The sequence below is a fragment of the Paraburkholderia fungorum genome (assembly GCF_902833645.1).
Taxonomy (GTDB): Bacteria; Pseudomonadota; Gammaproteobacteria; order Burkholderiales; family Burkholderiaceae; genus Paraburkholderia; species Paraburkholderia fungorum.
Genome location: NZ_CADFGE010000001.1, coordinates 1,133,618 through 1,150,460, shown reverse-complemented (window position 1 = coordinate 1,150,460; position 16,843 = coordinate 1,133,618). Strand labels below are relative to the sequence as shown.

The window sequence follows — 16,843 nt, the reverse complement described above, 5'->3', positions numbered from 1 at the left end:
AGCGAGCCTCGCGCTATTTGCGCAGCAGCCGCAAACCGTTCGCTACCACCAGCAGACTCGCGCCCACATCCGCGAAGACGGCCATCCACATCGTGCCCAGACCCATCACCGTCAGCACGAGGAACACACTCTTGATGCCGAGCGCCAGTGTGATGTTCTGCACCAGCACCGAATGCGTCGCCTTCGAGAGACGGATGAACTGCGGAATCTTGCGCAGATCGTCGTCCATCAAGGCGACGTCGGCGGTTTCGATCGCGGTGTCGGTGCCCATTGCGCCCATTGCGAAACCAATATCGGCACGCGCGAGCGCGGGGGCGTCGTTGATGCCGTCGCCAACCATGCCGACCGTCGCGCCGTTTTTCGACCAGCCGTCCACGGCGTTCAGCTTGTCCTCGGGCAACTGATTGCCGCGCGCTTCCTCGATGCCGACTTGCTGCGCGATCGCGGCAGCCGTGTGCGGGTTGTCGCCGGTGAGCATGGCGGCATGCACGCCGAGGCGCTGCAATTCGGTAATGGCGGCGCGGCTCGTGTCCTTCACCGTATCGGCGACGGCAAATAGCGCGAGCACGCGTTCAGCGTCCACCAGCATCACGACGGTTTTGCCTTGTGCTTCGAGCGTGTCCAGCCGCGCTTCGAGCGACGCCGAACAGCGCCCGAGCTCTTCGACCAGCCGATGATTGCCGAGCCAGTACGGCAAGCCGTCGATTTCGCCACGCACGCCACGGCCTGCGAGTGCCTCGAAGGCATCGACCGTGGCACGGGTGACGCTGTCGTTTTTTGCCGCTGCGGCGATTGCCATCGACACCGGATGATCCGAACGGCCCGCCAGGCTGGCGGCGAGTGTCCGGCAACGCACGACCTCGACGTCGGCGAGGATCTCGAACTCGGTTTGCACGGGTTTGCCGTGCGTGAGCGTGCCGGTTTTGTCGAGCGCGAGCCGGCTCAGCTTGCGGCCCTGCTCGAGGTAGGCGCCGCCTTTGATCAGGATGCCCTTACGCGCGGCAGCCGCGAGGCCGCTGACGATCGTGACCGGTGTCGAGATCACCAGCGCGCACGGACAGGCGATCACCAGCATCACGAGTGCCTTGTAGACCCATTCGTGCCACTGTCCGCCGAACAGCAACGGCGGCAACACCGCTACCGCGAGTGCGGCCGCGAATACGATCGGCGTATAGACGCGGGCGAACTGATCGACGAAACGCTGGGTCGGCGCCTTGGTGCCTTGCGCTTCCTCGACCGCGTGAATGATGCGTGCGAGCGTCGTGTTGCTGGCGGCGGCCGTGACGAGGTAGTCGAACGAGCCGGCCTGGTTGATCGTGCCGGCGAACACGGCGTCGCCCACGGTCTTGTCGACCGGCAGGCTTTCGCCGGTGATCGGCGCCTGATCGACGCTCGAACGGCCCGCGACGATTTCACCGTCGAGCGCAATCCGCTCACCCGGCTTCACGCGTACCACTGCGCCGGGCGCGATCGACTTGAGGTCCGTGAGCTGCCAGTTGCCGTCGGCCTGCTGCACGCTGGCCTGTTCGGGCGTGAGTTGCATCAGCCCTTTGATGGCGTTGCGGGCGCGGTCCAGCGATTTCGCCTCGATCAGTTCGGCGATCGTGAAGAGCACCATCACCATTGCGGCTTCCGGCCATTGCTGGAGGACCAGCGCGCCGGTCACCGCAATGCTCATCAACGCATTGATGTTCAGGTTGCCGTTGCGGATCGCCACCCAGCCCTTTCTGTACGTCGTGAGGCCGCAGGCGGCGATCGCGAGGATCGCCAGACCCGCAGCCAGCCAGGTGGAGGCGCCAAGCCAACTGGCCGCCTCTGAGCCCACCGCGGCGACACCGGCGAGCGCCAGCGGCCACCACGGTTTGGACGGCGCTTGAGGAGCGGCGGCTGCCGCGGCCGGGTTCGCGTCCGCCAGTTCAGGCGTGAAGTCGAGCGAACGGATTGCGGCGAGGATCGTTTCCAGTGCGTCCGGCGCGTGCACGACGGTGAGCACCCGCTGCATCAGGTTGAAGTCCATGCTGCGCACTTGCGGCATCCGGCTGAACTTCTTGCGGATCAGCGCCTCTTCAGTCGGACAATCCATCTGCATGATGCGGATTGCGGTGCGCCGGTCGTTGCCGACGGCTTCCGATTGCGGGAGCTTGACCGGTGCGGCAGCCGCGTGCGCCGTGCCGCAGCAGCCTGCTTCGGCGTGCCGGTGGGCTTGATGAGCATGCGCATGACCATGGCGGTGCGCTTCCCGGTCGTGAGCGTCGTCCTCCAAATGCTCGTGAGCATGCCCTTCGTGCCCGTGGGCACAGGCTTTGGCTTGTTCCGGGCGATCTGCTTCGGCGAGGTCGGCGTGTGGCATGGCTGGCTTCCTGGTTCGATTTGTGGTCTAGTAAACACCTTGAAGCCACTACAAGGTCAAGGCCGCAATCGGGAGGGTCCATGAAAATAGGCGAACTGGCGAAAATCGCCCATTGCACGACCGAAACCATCCGTTTCTACGAAAAAGAGGGCCTGTTGCCCGAAGCGGAGCGCACCGAGGCCAATTACCGCAGCTATACGGCGAAGCACGTCGAACGCCTGCGCTTCATCCGCAATTGCCGCGCGCTCGACATGACCCATGACGAAATCCGTGCATTGCTGCGTCTGACGGACGCACCGGCGGATGGCTGCGGCAGCATCAATGCCCTGATCGACGAGCACATTGCGCACGTCGACACGCGTATCGAAGAACTGAAGCAACTGAAAGTGCAACTGACCACGCTGCGCGAGCAATGCCATGGCGAACAGGCCGTTGAAGACTGCGGCATCGTCCAGGGTCTCAACGAGATGGACGTGAGCGCGACGCGGGTGCGGCATACGCATCTGGGTTGAAGCGCTCGGCCTGTGCTGACGGCGGCGCTGACCATGGCAGTGACGGCATTCACGGCTGGGCCATTGATCCGGCTCGCCCAATAAACAATCGAATCCTGTTGGAGAATCAACGTGTTTACCTGTAGAAACCAGCCCTGCGGCGAGCAGTGGGAAATGTCGGACGTCGTCATCAAGAATGAAGGGCAGGGACTTCTGTTCCGTTGCCCGATGTGCGGCGCGCGCAATTACGTCGAACGGTTCGACGGCGAAGATGGCTCAGTGCTGTACGAGCAGATCGAAGGCCGGCCCGCCACCGGCCCGATGGCCGAATAGTCCCTGGCCTTCGGTCCCTTCGGTCTCTTCAGCCTCTTCAGTCGATAGCGAGCCCTCACCCTATGAACACTCCCACTCAAGCCGGCGCGCCGTTTAGCCAGCTACCGCTACCGCCCGCGACGCTCGCCAATCTGACGCAGCTCGGCTACGTCGAGATGACGCCGATTCAGGCCGCAAGCCTGCCGATCGCGCTCGCCGGCAACGATCTGATCGCCCAGGCGAAAACCGGCAGCGGCAAGACCGCGGCGTTTTCGCTGGCGCTGCTCAACCGCCTCGACGTGCGCAACTTCGCCGTGCAGGCGATGGTGCTGTGCCCGACACGCGAACTCGCCGATCAGGTCACGCAGGAAATCCGCCGTCTGGCGCGCGCCGAGGAAAACATCAAGGTGCTGACGCTGTGCGGCGGTACGCCGATGCGTCCGCAAACCGCCAGCCTCGAACACGGTGCGCACATCGTGGTCGGCACGCCGGGCCGGATCATGGATCACCTCGAGCGTGGCAGCCTGCCGTTGCAATCGCTCAATACGCTGGTGCTCGACGAAGCGGACCGCATGCTCGACATGGGTTTCTTCGACGACATCGCGACCGTCGTGAAGCAATGCCCGAAAGAGCGGCAAACGCTGCTGTTTTCCGCCACGTACCCCGACGGCATCGTCAAGCTGAGCCAGCAATTCCTGCGCAATCCGAAGGAAGTGAAACTCGCCGAGCGGCACGACAATACCAAGATTCGTCAGCGCTTCTATGAAGTTACTGAGGATCAGCGTCTGCATGCGGTGGGGCTGTTGCTGAATCACTATCGTCCGGTGAGCACGCTGGCGTTCTGCAACACCAAGCAGCAATGCCGCGATCTGCTCGACGTGCTGCGCGCGCAGGGTTTTCATGCGCTCGCGCTGCACGGCGAACTCGATCAGCGTGAACGCGATCAGGTGCTGATCCAGTTCGCAAACCGCAGTTGCTCCGTGCTGGTCGCCACCGACGTCGCCTCGCGCGGCCTCGACATTGCGGAGCTCGAAGCGGTGATCAACGTCGACGTGACGCCGGACCCGGAAGTCCATGTGCACCGCATTGGCCGCACGGGGCGCGCCGATCAGGAAGGTTGGGCGCTCAGTCTCGCCAGCATGAACGAGATGGGCCGCGTGGGCAGTCTCGAACAGGCGCAAAAGCGGGAAGTGGAGTGGCACAAGCTGGCCGACCTCAAGCCCGCGAGCAATGAACGCCTGCTGCCGCCGATGGAAACGCTGCAGATTCTCGGCGGCCGCAAGGAAAAGATTCGTCCCGGCGACGTGCTCGGCGCGCTGACCGGCGAAGCCGGCTTCGCCGGTTCGCAGATCGGCAAGATCAACGTGACCGAAATGTCGACCTATGTGGCCGTGGAGCGCAGCATCGCGCGCGACGCGCTGCGTAAGCTCAGCGCCGGCAAGGTGAAGGGCAAGAAAGTCAAAGTCCGCATGATGGACGACGCCTGAGCGTCGGTTAGTCAGCTAGCCGGCTGCGACCGCCCGGTCGCAGCCGTTACTCTCGCATCACATTACGTCATACCTCGGCTGTTTTGCGCGCTTGCTGCGCGCTGCATTTTCTTCCGCTAAACCCCCGAATTCATTGCCATAGGCCGCCCCAGCGCCGTATTGCGCGAGCCATGACGTAAACGCATGCCGCGCATGACAAAGTTTCGATTGTGACGGTTCTTTGGCTGATGCCTAATCCATCAAACCGGATGGAGAAAGGGAGAACGCCTTATGCAGAGCGCCATGCAAGCCCGCTCGAAACTGCCTGACGTAGGCACGACGATTTTTACCGTGATCGGCCAACTGGCCGCACAGCACGATGCGCTGAACCTGTCGCAAGGCGCGCCGAATTTCGCGCCCGACGCAAAATTGGTCGAAGGTGTCGCGCAAGCCATGCGCGCCGGTCATAACCAGTACGCGCCGATGGCCGGCATCGCCGCGTTGCGCGAAGCGCTCGCTGACAAAGTCGAGACGCTGTACGGCGTACGCTACGACCCGTCAAGCGAAGTCACCGTGATCGCCAGCGCCAGCGAAGGCCTGTATTCCACGATCAGCGCGCTGGTGCATCCCGGCGACGAAGTGATTTACTTCGAACCCTCATTCGACAGCTACGGTCCGATCGTTCGCCTGCAAGGCGCGACGCCGATTGCGATCAAACTGTCGCTCACCGATTTTCGGGTGAACTGGGACGAGGTGGCCGCCGCGATCACGCCGAAAACGCGCATGATTATCATCAACACCCCGCACAACCCCACCGCGACGGTGTTCAGCGAAGCCGACATCGCGCGCCTGAAGGCTGTGACGCGCAATACCGATATCGTGATTCTGGCCGACGAGGTCTACGAACACGTGGTGTTCGACGGCGCCAAACATCAAAGCATGGCATGCGATGCCGAACTCGCGGAACGCAGCGTGATCGTGTCGTCGTTCGGCAAGTCATATCACGTGACGGGCTGGCGTGTCGGCTATTGTCTTGCCCCGGCGGCACTCATGGACGAAATTCGCAAAGTCCATCAGTTCATGGTGTTTTCTGCCGATACACCGATGCAGTACGCGTTCGTCGATGCGCTGGCCAATCGCGATAGCTACCTGGGTCTGTCCGCGTTTTATCAGAAGAAGCGCGATCTGCTCGCCCATGCGCTGCGTGAATCGCGCTTCGAGTTGTTGCCGAGCGAAGGCAGCTTCTTCATGCTGGCGCGTTTTCGCGGCTTCTCCGACGAAAGCGATAGCGATTTCGTGCTGCGCCTGATTCGCGATGCGCGGGTCGCGACGATTCCGCTGTCGGCGTTTTATACCGACGGCACGGATTCCGGCCTGATTCGGCTGAGTTTCTCGAAAGATGATGCAACCTTGATCGAAGGCGCCCGGCGCTTGTGTGAAATCTGATTTATCGAAAGAAAAGGGACCTGCTATGAATGTGCTTAAGCCTCTATTGGCGCTGGCCTGCGTATTGACTGCGATCGCCGCATCGCCGGCTGCTCTTGCCGCGGACACCTCGACGCTGCGTTTCGGACTCGAGGCGCAATATCCGCCGTTCGAATCCAAAGGGCCGAACGGTGAACTGCAGGGTCTCGACATCGACGTCGGCAATGCTGTTTGCGCCGCGGCGCATATGACGTGCAAATGGGTCGAAACCTCATTCGACGGTCTGATTCCCGCGCTGCAGGGACGCAAGTTCGACGCGATCAATTCGGCGATGAACGCGACCGAGCAGCGCCGTCAGGCGATCGATTTCACCACCGTCGTGTATCGCGTGCCGACGCAACTGATCGCGAAACGCGACAGCGGGTTGCTGCCGACGCCGGCATCGTTGAAGGGCAAACGCGTCGGGGTGTTGCAGGCATCGATCCAGGAAACCTTTGCGAAGACGCATTGGGAGCCGGCCGGCGTCATCGTCGTGCCGTACCAGGATCAGAACCAGGTGTACGCGGATCTCATGGCGGGCCGGCTCGATGCGACGCTCGTTCTCGCGCCGGCTGGACAGACAGGCTTTCTGTCGAAACCTGACGGCAAGGACTACGCGTTCGTCGGTCAACCGGTACGCGACGACAAGATTCTCGGCAGCGGTATTGCCTACGGGATTCGCAAGGGCGACACCGCGCTGCGCGACCAGTTGAACGCGGCGATTGCGAAGGTCCAGGCCGACGGTACGGTGAAGACGCTGGCAGCGAAATACCTCGGCAATATCGACGTGAGCGCGAAGTAACCGCTCGATCGCGTTACTGACCGGGCGCGGCTGCCGCCGCGCCGCGGTTATGACGATCGACGCCGCGAAATTCATTCTCGGCGTCGATCATGCGACGCTTGAGCATCGGCACATTGTTCACCACGCGCAAGGTGGTGCGCATTGCGCTCAGCGCCATGCGTCCGACCACCGGCCGATGCAGCGCGCCGCTTGCGTCGAACTGCTTGCGCGATTCCGCGACCGCGTGGAAGCCGTAGCGGCGCATCTCCTCCTCGTAACCCGCGACCGCGGCGCGTCCCGACAGCTTGCCCTGTTGCGCATCGGCCAGACGTGAGGCGAGCAGCGCGGCATCGCGCAACGCGGTGTTCGCGCCCACGCCGCGGCCCGGCGTCATCAGATGGACCGCATCGCCCAGCACGGTGACATTGGTGGTCGGCCATGCGTCGACGGGAACCGACGTGCGCACATCGACACTGAACGCAGTGGACGGATCCGACGCGCGAATCAGCGCGCGCAGATTCGGATGCCAGCCGTCGGTGATCTGCGTCGCGAGCGCGAGCAATGCGGCTTGTCCGAGCGGTTTCGGATCGGCCGGCAAGTTGCGCAAGGCGCCCCAGACCCCCCACATCAGATAGTCGCGCGTGTTGTCGTAGAGCAGTCCGGGCCAACGCGAAAGCAGCTCGGCGTTGTTGCTGCCGATACCTTCTTTCATGCCGTTGCCGTCCGCGCGCCACGGAAATTCCATCACGTGCACGATGCCGCCGTAACCCTTCGGCGCGTTGATCAGCGTAATGCCGTCGAGCACCTTGGGCGGCAGCAGCGCGCGTGACGCTTCGTCCATCGGCACCTTGGCACCGACGCTGACGATGCCGGTGTTCTCCAGCCGCGCGTGCGGCAGCAACTGGCGGCGCACCTTCGAGCGCGCGCCGTCCGCGCCGACCAGCAGGTCCGCGGTGACGTGGGTGCCGTCCGCGAAATGCGCGGTCACGCTGCCGTCGGCATGCTGTTCGTACGACGTGAAAGTCTTGTCGAAATGCACGTGCGCTTCGAGGCCCGTGAGCAGCACTTGCCGGAGTGTCATCCGGCTGACCGATTTGCCGCCGCTCATCCACTCGTCTTCGAGCGGCACCGTGAGCAGTTCGGTCATTCGCTCGGTCAGGATGTTGAAGTGGCCGGGTGTGCGCGCGCAAGTCGCGAGGAAGGTCGCGTACAGCGCCGGCGGCAGGCAGGCTTCCAGCGACGCCAGTCCGTGCGGATTGATACCGACGCGATAGCCCTGCAAACCGTCCGCGCGAGTGCGATCGCGTTCGTAGACATTCACATTGATACCGGCGCGCTTCAATCCGTGGGCCAGACAGAGACCGCCCGTGCCGGCGCCGATCACGATCACTTCCATGGGTTCGCGACTCATGACTTCGTCCCCTTCTTTGCGGCAGGTTGGCTCGGCCGGTACCTGGTTTCGCCGGCCGGCAGGATGAAACGTTGCGCGATCTCGTCAAGCCATTCCTGGCTCCAGGTCAAGGTGCCGGCCTTCAGATCGGCCACTACGCTGCGAACCCAGTCCAGTTCGACCACCAGTTGTGCGCGCATCAGTTCGCCTTCGAGCAGGAAAAGCCGCGGTACGTGTATCTCGGTGGCCTGGCGCGTGTTCTCGTCGAAGCGGATCAATTCCCGTTCGAGCGCGCCGATGCGGGTAACGAGTTGACGGCACACGTCATCGGGCGAGAGCAGCGGCAGGAAGGAGAGGGCGGCCGGAAAGGCCGGGAAATCGCGGGCCGGTTGGGCGAGCTGTTCGCGCAGCCACAAACGGCCGGTGTCGCGGCCGGCTTCCGTAATTTCATAGACCGTGCGCTCCGGGAACGCGCCGTCGCGTTCCGTCTCGCGGATGGCGATCAGATCGCCGCGCAACAGACGATCGATCGTTTGGTACAGGCTGTTGCGCTGACCGACGTTGATGACCTCGTCCTTGCCGCGTGCCTTGATGAGCTGCTGCATCCGGTATGGATGCATGGGCGCCTCAGTCAGCATGGCGAGGACGGCAAGGGCAAGCGGAGAGTGACGGACCATGGGCGGAGTCGGCATAGACTAGTCTTTGTGTGTCTAGTCATAATATAACTAGGTTATTGAGATTGGCAAGCTTGGGATGCCGAAATCTCTGTGCCCGTGGCGGACTGCACCGTTACGATGTGGTTCGCGCGAATGTGCTTAGGCACGGGCGCGAAGACCGTGATGGAACAAAGTGCATGATCGAGGAGCAGGCAATGAGCGGGACGAACGACCGGAGTGAGTCAGCGGCGGCGGCTGCGGCGCCGAAGTTCTGGCGTGATGACGCGTTGCCGTTCATCGAGGCGCGTTCCATCGAAGACGGCCGCGAAGTCTGCTACGCCAAACACTCGCACGAGACGTTCTCGATCGGCGCGGTGACCGGCGGCCATAGCGTGTATGTGAATCGCCACGCGAGCGAATGGGTCGGCGCCGGCGCGGTGGTGATGATGAATCCGGACGACGTGCACGCGTGTAACCCGGTTGCCGACGAGCGCTGGTCGTATCGGATGCTGCACGTTGAAGTCAATTGGCTCACGGGGTTGCAGCACGATCTGGGTTTCAGCGACAACCACGCGTTTCGCGCCTTCTCGCAGACCATGACGACGGACCCGGCACTATTCGATGGTTTGAACCGTCTATACGCGATCCTCGTGGAGGACGATAGGGAACTTATGCGCAAGGAAAGCGCCGCCGTTACCTTCTTCTCCGAAGTGCAACAGAAGTTGAATCCGGCTCCCTTGCCGGATGACGACGCGAGCGGTCAACTCGCGCAGGCCGCGGAATTCATCGCCGAAAACTGCACGCGTGCGCTGAAGCTGGAGGATGTCTGCAACGCGGCCGGGCTTTCCGCCTCGCACCTGATCCGCGCGTTCAAGCAGCGCTATGGCATGACACCGCATGCATATCTGATCAACCGGCGCATCCAGTACAGCCGGGCGCAACTGCGGCGCGGTTATCCGATTGCGGACGTGGCGCTCGATGCGGGCTTTGCCGATCAGGCGCATCTGCAACGGACCTTCAAGCGGCTGGTTGCTGCGACGCCGGGGCAGTATCGCAGTTGAAGGGAGGTTGTGCGGTTCGTGTCACGCGATCAGCAGATACAGCGCGCTAGCCGCGAGCAGCGTCGCCATCGCGCGATTGAACAACCTCACGCGCGTCGGCTCCTGCAGGTACCGACGCAGAAAGGTGCCGGCATACGCCCAACTCGCAATCGACAGATAGCACACCACGAAATACACGACAGTGAATTGCCAGACGAGCCGGCCGTCGCCATCTGCCGCGTAGGCGCCCATGCCGACTAGAGACGCGAGCCAGGCTTTCGGGTTGAGCCACTGCATTGCGGCGCCGTAGGCGAAGGATGGTCCGCGAGTGGGCTTGTCCGCGCCGAGCTTGCCGTCATCGACGGCAAGTTTGTAGGCCATGTAAAGCAGAAAGCCAATGCCCGCCCATTTGACGATGTCGATCAGATTGGGGAAATACGCGAGCAACTCATGCAGCCCCAGGCCGATGAGCAATAGCAGCAACGTGAACCCGACGGTGGCGCCGGTTACATGCCGCATGCTTGCATTGAAGCCATGTTGCGCGCCGGCGCTGAGCGCGACGACGTTGACCGGACCGGGAGAGATCGACGAGGCCAGCGCGAACGCGGCCATGGAGAGTAAGACGGTCATCTGATGCCTCGATACGTGAGTGCGCAGGATTTGCGACGCTCAACGGTATCGGGCAGTGGGCAGAGGTGTATTGAAGGAAATTGCTTTCAGTGGAGTTCCGCCGCAGCGCCGCAGCATTTCTTGAATTTTTTGCCGCTGCCGCAAGGACATGGGTCGTTGCGGCCGACCTTGGGTTCGGTACGCTGGATCGTGGCGGTGAGTTTCTGTTCGTGGACGGCCTGACGGTAAGGGAGCCAGAACCGATAGATCGCGGCGATGCTGGCGGGAATCTGGTTGGTGAGGGATTCGCGCTGTTCCGGTGTGGCGATCAACGCCAATTCTTCAGGCGTCAGTCCGTCTGAACCCATCAAATGCAGCGGATTTAGCCATGCCTGGCCCTGCTCGCTATCGAACAGCGCTTGCCAGTCTGCTCGAACCAGCGCGAGGCCCTGCATGAAGCCGAAAGCCCACGCTTCGCCGTCGATGTATTCGCGCTCGCTGTCGTCAACGCGGCTGAAGCCGAACACCGGCTCGAACTCGTCGGGGTCATCCTCCAGACTGATGACGATGCCGTTCATATTCCGCAAGATCAAACCGAGAATGTGCTGCGCCTGATCCATTGTTTCGAATGCAGGTGCGTCATCCTCGCTCGGCCCCCAGACTCCCGGCAGCCAGTAACTGGGCGGTACGGTAGTCGGCCCGATTGCGAGTGCGGTCAGGTATCCGTCGAGCCCTTCGATCGTTAACGTTTCCTCCGACGTCAGATCGGAGACCAGAAATTCATCGAGTTCGTCGAATTCTTTTTCGGAAAGCGGGATACCGAGATCGCCTGGTTTTAGCTTGGACTTGGACATAGCGATGAGGCTCCGCAACTACGAATCGTGGGTCCCGATGGCATGGCGGGGAATGGGGGAGGCGGCATTTTGATACCGCGCTGGGTGTGCAGGTGAGTTCATTTTACGGTACCTGCGCCGACGGATTTCGGCGCGCCCGATAGGGGCCGCGCTCGCTGATGTATGCCACCTTCGAGCTTCAGAAAAGATTGATGAAATGCTTGGTCTGGATTCTCCGATTCCGGCGAAGGCCAGCTTTTGAGGCCTGCACGTGCGGGCTACAGACGAAAAAAAAGCACCGCGATCGCTCGCCAGTGCTTGATTTCCTACTGCCAAATTCGGTGGTGGGGCGTGAGTGACTCGAACACTCGACCTACGGATTAAGAGTCCGCTGCTCTACCAACTGAGCTAACGCCCCCAACAGAAGCGAAATTATGCCGAAACTTTCCGAGATTGCCAAGCCCCTTTAGCAGATTTCTTAAAAATTCCGGAGCGGAGGGCCCCGTATCCGGAGCTCGTCGTCGTCAGGCGCCTTGAAGGCATAGGGATCACCGTCCCGGTATCATGTCGCGGATACCTGCCGCTCGAAGCCTCGCGCGGCGTTCGACCGGGGGACCGCCATGGATGACAAAGAGATTAACGAGTTGCTGGACCGCATCCTTGCGCCCTGGGTCCGTGCGCTCACGCTGACCCCGGTCAAGGTCGACGAAGAAAGCGCGACCTTGCGGCTGCCGTTTTCCGGCGGCCTGCGTCATTCGGGCGGTGTGATCTGCGGGCAAGTATTCATGGCGGCCGCCGACACGGCGATGATCGTCGCCATCTCGGCCGCGCTCGGCGGCTTCAAGCCGATGAGCACGGTGTCGCTCAACATCAGTTTCATGCGTGCGGTCCGCAACGGTGACGTCCTGATCACCGCGCGCGTGCTGCGCATGGGCCGCAATCTTGTGTTCGGCGAAGTCGAGTTATTCGACGAAGCCGGCAACATGGCCGTCCACGCCACCACCACCTACGCGCTGCTCGACTGAGGCCCAAACGGGCTCGCAAGCTGTATTAGAGGAAAAAGCCAAGATGTTCGATCAGGTCGTATTCGCTGGCGGCGGCAATCGCTGCTGGTGGCAGGCGGGGTTCTGGGACGTGGTGCAGCCGGAACTGGCTATCCGCCCGCGCGTCATCACCGGCATCTCGGCCGGCGCCGCTACTGCGTGCATGCTTTACACGCGCGATTCCGACTGGGTCATGCGCTATTACGAAGGCGCGCTGCGCCACAACACCCGCAACGCGTACTGGGGCAATCTGCTGCGCGGCGAATCGGTTTTTCCGCATTACCGGATCTACCGGCAGGCACTACTGGACATCTACAGCGACAAATTCTCCACGCTTGCCGACGCGCCCGAAATCCGCATCGGCGTATCGCACCTGCCGCGCTGGCTCGGCGCGCGAAGCGCGGTCGCCGCCGGCCTGATTGCGTACAACATTGAGAAATACGTGCGGAAAACGCTGCATCCAACGCTGGGTCAGACGCTCGGTTTTCATCCGGAATTCGTGCGCGCGCAGGATTGCGCGACAGTCGAGGATCTCGCCGATCTGATTCTGCAATCCTCGAGTACGCCACCGTTCACGCCGGTTTTGCGACGCAATGGCCGGCCGGTGCTGGATGGCGGAATGGTCGACAATGTGCCGGTCGGTGCGCTCGACGCAGAAGCGCCCGGCAACGTGCTGGTCATGGTCACGCGTCTTTACCCGCGGCCGCAGATGTTCGTCGTGCCGCACGGCGTGCAGCAACGGCTGTATGTGCAGCCGTCGCGCAAGGTGCCGATTTCGAGTTGGGATTACACGAGCCCGTCGCAGATGGTGCACGCGTACAACCTCGGCCGAACCGATGGTGAGACCTTTCTCGAGCGTGTGCCCGATCTGCTGGAAGCCGGCGCGCACGAAGCGCGCTGAGCCTGGAGGGGCAACGGCGCCGCGGCGCCGAAGATTAACGCCGCCGCCCGCCCTGCAAGGCTTCCGGATTCGCGACGCTGGACGTATCGCCGGCGTCGAAAGCCAGAATGTTCTGGAACGCCGCGGTGAAATACAACTCGTAGCTCTCGCGTTCCACGTAGCCAATGTGCGGCGTGCAAATCACATTTTCCATGCGCAGCAGGCTGTAGCCCTGCAGAATCGGCTCGCTTTCGTAGACATCGATCGCGACCATCCCCGGACGGTTGTGCGACAGCGCGTTCACCAGCGCGTTTTCGTCGAGCAATTCAGCGCGGCTGGTGTTTACAAGCAATGCGGTCGGCTTCATCCGCATCAGATCTTCCTGCTTGACGATGCCGCGCGTGTCGTCGTGCAGACGCAGATGCAACGACAACACGTCGCTCTGCTCGAACAGCGCTTCGCGGCTCTCGGCCACGCTATATCCGTCAGCGCGCGCCGCTTCGCGCGAATGCTCGCGCCCCCAGATCAGCACGTTCATACCGAACGCCTTGCCGTAGCCGGCAAGCAGGCGGCCGATCTTGCCGTAACCCCAAATTCCCAGCGTTTGACCGCGCAACACCTGGCCCAACCCGAAGTTCGGCGGCAGCGCCGACGTCTTCAAACCGGACTGCTGCCAGGCCCCTTGCTTAAGGTTTGCTACGTATTGCGGAATCCGTCGCTGAGCCGCCATGATGAGTGCCCAGGTCAACTCGGCCGGCGCGATCGGCGAGCCGCTGCCTTCCAGCACGGCGATGCCGCGCTCGGTACAGGCCGCCAGATCGATATGGCTGGAGACTTTGCCAGTCTGACTGATCATGCGCAAACGCGGCAACTTGTCGAGTAATTGCGAGCTGATGCGGGTGCGTTCGCGAATCAGGACGAGGGCGTCGACTTCGGAAAGACGGCTCGCCAGTTGACCGAGACCGCGTACCGTGTTGTTGAAAACTTTGACCTCGTGGTCGGCCAGCAGTTGAAAGCAATCGAGCTTGCGGACGGCGTCCTGGTAATCGTCGAGGATGGCAATCTTCATGGTATGTGTCTTGCGACGCACCATAGCGGTGCGGAACGGAGTGTTATGCTGACTGTGCCACCATGTGACCCAGGTCACATGCCGGTCTGGCTGAATGCCTTACTGTAGAAGCTGCCGCGAAGAACGGAAGCGCCACGGAAAGGCCGATTGACATCGTTTTTAACAGTTTGTTGCGTGTTGAGGCAAGCCGCTTTACAGACGGTTGCAGACAAGCCGTCGGCAAAACGGTGTATCGGCGCCTCCGCGCAACGGGCTGTGTGGCCCACGATGACCTGCACAATACCGCGTCGGCTTGTAGAAATGCCGTCGCGACGAATTGAACGCCTCTCGCATGCAGCGTCTCTGGGCTTGTACCGTTTTTCTATTGCTTTCAAAACGGAGACAAGTCGATGAATCATCCCTCATTCGAAGGACAGCCCAACGTCGAGGTGTCCGCAGCGGCGCCCTCGTGGGTCAAGCACCGAAAATTGATCGACTGGGTCCAGCGCGTTGCCGCCATGACCAGGCCCGATAAGATCGTATGGTGCGACGGTTCACAGGAGGAATACGACCGCCTCTGCGCCCAGATGGTCGAGGCCGGCACCCTCAAGAAGCTCAATCCCGCCAAACGTCCCAATTCTTATCTCGCATGGTCCGATCCGTCGGACGTGGCGCGTGTCGAAGACCGCACCTTCATTTGCGCGCAGCGTCGTGAAGATGCCGGCCCCACCAATAACTGGATGGAACCCGCCGAAATGCGCGCGACGCTCGACGGCCTGTTCGACGGCGCCATGCGCGGGCGCACCATGTACGTTGTGCCGTTTTCGATGGGCCCGCTCGGTTCGCCGATCGCGCACATTGGTGTCGAGTTGAGCGACAGTCCGTACGTGGTGACCAACATGCGCATCATGACGCGTATGGGCCGCAAAGTGTACGACGTGCTGGGCGAAGACGGCGAGTTCGTGCCGTGCGTGCATTCCGTCGGCGCGCCGCTCGCGGCGGGCGAGAAAGACGTGCCGTGGCCGTGCAACAAGACCAAATACATCGTTCATTTCCCCGAGTCGCGCGAAATCTGGAGCTATGGCTCGGGCTACGGCGGCAACGCGCTGCTCGGCAAGAAGTGCTTCGCGCTGCGCATCGCCTCCACCATGGGCCGCGCCGAAGGCTGGCTCGCCGAACACATGCTGATTCTCGGCGTGACGTCGCCGGAAGGGCGCAAGCATCACGTCGCGGCGGCGTTTCCGTCGGCGTGCGGCAAAACCAACTTCGCGATGCTGATCCCGCCGGAAGGCCTGAACGGCTGGAAAATCTCCACGATCGGCGACGACATTGCGTGGATCAAGCCGGGTAAGGACGGCCGCCTGTATGCGATCAATCCCGAGGCCGGCTATTTCGGCGTCGCGCCGGGCACGAGCGAGAAAACCAACTTCAACGCGATGGCGACGCTGAAGGAAAACGTCATCTTCACGAACGTCGCGCTCACGGACGACGGCGACGTCTGGTGGGAAGGCATGACCGACGAGCCGCCCGCGCATCTGATCGACTGGCAGGGCAAGGACTGGACGCCGGCGAGCGCGAAGGAAAGTGGGCGCAAGGCCGCCCACCCGAACGCACGTTTCACGGCGCCGGCCTCGCAGTGCCCGTCGATCGATGCCGACTGGGAGAACCCGGCGGGCGTTGCGATCGACGCGTTCATCTTTGGCGGCCGCCGTTCGACGACCGTGCCGCTCGTCACTGAAGCCCGCAACTGGGTTGAAGGCGTCTACATGGCGGCGACCATGGGCTCGGAAACCACCGCGGCGGCGGCGGGGCAGCAGGGTGTGGTGCGCCGCGATCCGTTCGCGATGCTGCCGTTCTGCGGCTACAACATGAGCGACTACTTCGGACACTGGCTGAAAACCGGTGAGCGTCTCGAGCAACTTAACGCCAAACTGCCGAAGATCTTCTGCGTCAACTGGTTCCGCAAGGGTCCGGACGGCAAGTTCGTCTGGCCGGGCTTTGGGGAGAACATGCGTGTGTTGAGCTGGATGGTGGGGCGCATCGAGGGTAAGGCGCAGGGCCAGGAGCATGCGTTCGGCGTGTCGCCGCATTATGAGGACATCGACTGGAGCGGCCTCGAGTTCAGCCGCGAGCAATTCCAGCAGGTGATCTCGGTCGACGACGCGGCCTGGCGCGATGAACTCGAACTGCATGCCGAACTCTTTGATACGTTGCAGCAAGGTCTGCCTCCTGCTTTGACCGAGGCAAAACGCGCGTTTGAAGAAAAACTCGCTGCGTGACTATGTGAGTCTTCACTTCGCGTAAGAACCGCCTTCGGGCGGTTTTTCTTTGCCATATCGCCTCGGCATTCGATTTCCTCTGATTTCGCAATGCCGGGCCAACCTTTGCATCTGTTCGAACAAAAAAGACAGTGCAAGCTGCGGCGCAGCAGATTGTTTCCATTACCGGAACAATCGCGACTCCTGCCCCACGCTGGGGAG

The 16,843-nt window shown here is 62.2% G+C and carries 15 protein-coding genes and 1 tRNA gene; 9 read left to right on the top strand and 7 right to left on the bottom strand.

Annotated features, from left to right (window positions below; all coding sequences use genetic code 11):
• Positions 1–13: 13 nt before the first annotated feature.
• Positions 14–2,350, bottom strand: coding sequence for a heavy metal translocating P-type ATPase (locus HWX91_RS05200; RefSeq protein ID WP_028197688.1), 2,337 nt, complete (start codon positions 2,348–2,350; stop codon positions 14–16).
• A gap of 80 nt (positions 2,351–2,430) precedes the next feature.
• On the opposite strand from HWX91_RS05200, the gene cadR reads away from it, so the two are divergent.
• The 5 genes from cadR (at position 2,431) to HWX91_RS05175 (ending at position 6,885) form a co-directional block, all read left to right on the top strand.
• The gene (cadR, locus tag HWX91_RS05195; RefSeq protein ID WP_028197689.1) at positions 2,431–2,862 is read left to right on the top strand and encodes a Cd(II)/Pb(II)-responsive transcriptional regulator; all 432 of its coding nucleotides are present in this window, start codon (positions 2,431–2,433) and stop codon (positions 2,860–2,862) included.
• 111 nt (positions 2,863–2,973) lie between these two features.
• Positions 2,974–3,174 (top strand): hypothetical protein, encoded by a 201-nt coding sequence (locus tag HWX91_RS05190; RefSeq protein WP_028197690.1) that lies wholly within the window; start codon positions 2,974–2,976, stop codon positions 3,172–3,174.
• 62 nt (positions 3,175–3,236) lie between these two features.
• Positions 3,237–4,640 (top strand): ATP-dependent RNA helicase DbpA, encoded by a 1,404-nt coding sequence (dbpA, locus tag HWX91_RS05185; protein ID WP_028197691.1) that lies wholly within the window; start codon positions 3,237–3,239, stop codon positions 4,638–4,640.
• Between the two features lie 270 nt (positions 4,641–4,910).
• Positions 4,911–6,065 (top strand): pyridoxal phosphate-dependent aminotransferase, encoded by a 1,155-nt coding sequence (locus tag HWX91_RS05180; protein WP_028197692.1) that lies wholly within the window; start codon positions 4,911–4,913, stop codon positions 6,063–6,065.
• Between the two features lie 25 nt (positions 6,066–6,090).
• A complete protein-coding gene (locus HWX91_RS05175) occupies positions 6,091–6,885 on the top strand; it encodes an ABC transporter substrate-binding protein (protein ID WP_028197693.1) in 795 nt (264 codons plus the stop codon).
• 13 nt (positions 6,886–6,898) lie between these two features.
• On the opposite strand, the gene HWX91_RS05170 is transcribed toward HWX91_RS05175, so the two are convergent.
• Complete coding sequence (locus HWX91_RS05170; RefSeq protein WP_042275628.1) at positions 6,899–8,275, bottom strand: FAD-dependent oxidoreductase; 1,377 nt, start codon at positions 8,273–8,275, stop codon at positions 6,899–6,901.
• The gene (locus HWX91_RS05165; protein WP_081833146.1) at positions 8,272–8,931 is read right to left on the bottom strand and encodes a PadR family transcriptional regulator; all 660 of its coding nucleotides are present in this window, start codon (positions 8,929–8,931) and stop codon (positions 8,272–8,274) included. Before HWX91_RS05165 ends, HWX91_RS05170 begins: the two co-directional genes overlap by 4 nt.
• A 194-nt stretch (positions 8,932–9,125) precedes the next feature.
• On the opposite strand from HWX91_RS05165, the gene HWX91_RS05160 reads away from it, so the two are divergent.
• Entirely contained in the window at positions 9,126–9,971 is an 846-nt protein-coding gene (locus tag HWX91_RS05160) for a helix-turn-helix transcriptional regulator (RefSeq protein ID WP_028197694.1), read from the top strand.
• Between the two features lie 21 nt (positions 9,972–9,992).
• On the opposite strand, the gene HWX91_RS05155 is transcribed toward HWX91_RS05160, so the two are convergent.
• From HWX91_RS05155 to HWX91_RS05145, 3 genes are all read right to left on the bottom strand, one after another.
• Positions 9,993–10,580, bottom strand: coding sequence for a LysE family translocator (locus tag HWX91_RS05155; RefSeq protein WP_028197695.1), 588 nt, complete (start codon positions 10,578–10,580; stop codon positions 9,993–9,995).
• An 86-nt stretch (positions 10,581–10,666) separates the two neighbouring features.
• Complete coding sequence (locus HWX91_RS05150; protein WP_042275632.1) at positions 10,667–11,413, bottom strand: UPF0149 family protein; 747 nt, start codon at positions 11,411–11,413, stop codon at positions 10,667–10,669.
• 321 nt (positions 11,414–11,734) lie between these two features.
• Positions 11,735–11,810 (bottom strand) — tRNA-Lys (locus tag HWX91_RS05145).
• A gap of 202 nt (positions 11,811–12,012) precedes the next feature.
• On the opposite strand from HWX91_RS05145, the gene HWX91_RS05140 reads away from it, so the two are divergent.
• Together HWX91_RS05140 and HWX91_RS05135 are read left to right on the top strand one after the other, a co-directional pair.
• Positions 12,013–12,417, top strand: a complete 405-nt coding sequence (locus HWX91_RS05140; RefSeq protein WP_028197697.1) for a PaaI family thioesterase — start codon at positions 12,013–12,015, stop codon at positions 12,415–12,417.
• Between the two features lie 43 nt (positions 12,418–12,460).
• On the top strand, positions 12,461–13,336 hold the full coding sequence (locus HWX91_RS05135) for a patatin-like phospholipase family protein (protein ID WP_028197698.1): 876 nt from the start codon (positions 12,461–12,463) through the stop codon (positions 13,334–13,336).
• A gap of 34 nt (positions 13,337–13,370) precedes the next feature.
• Here HWX91_RS05135 and HWX91_RS05130 read toward each other — a convergent pair whose 3' ends face one another.
• Entirely contained in the window at positions 13,371–14,384 is a 1,014-nt protein-coding gene (locus HWX91_RS05130; protein WP_028197699.1) for a D-2-hydroxyacid dehydrogenase family protein, read from the bottom strand.
• Positions 14,385–14,773: 389 nt separating this feature from the next.
• Between HWX91_RS05130 and HWX91_RS05125 the strand changes: the two genes are divergently transcribed.
• A complete protein-coding gene (locus tag HWX91_RS05125) occupies positions 14,774–16,642 on the top strand; it encodes a phosphoenolpyruvate carboxykinase (GTP) (protein WP_028197700.1) in 1,869 nt (622 codons plus the stop codon).
• Positions 16,643–16,843: the final 201 nt, after the last annotated feature.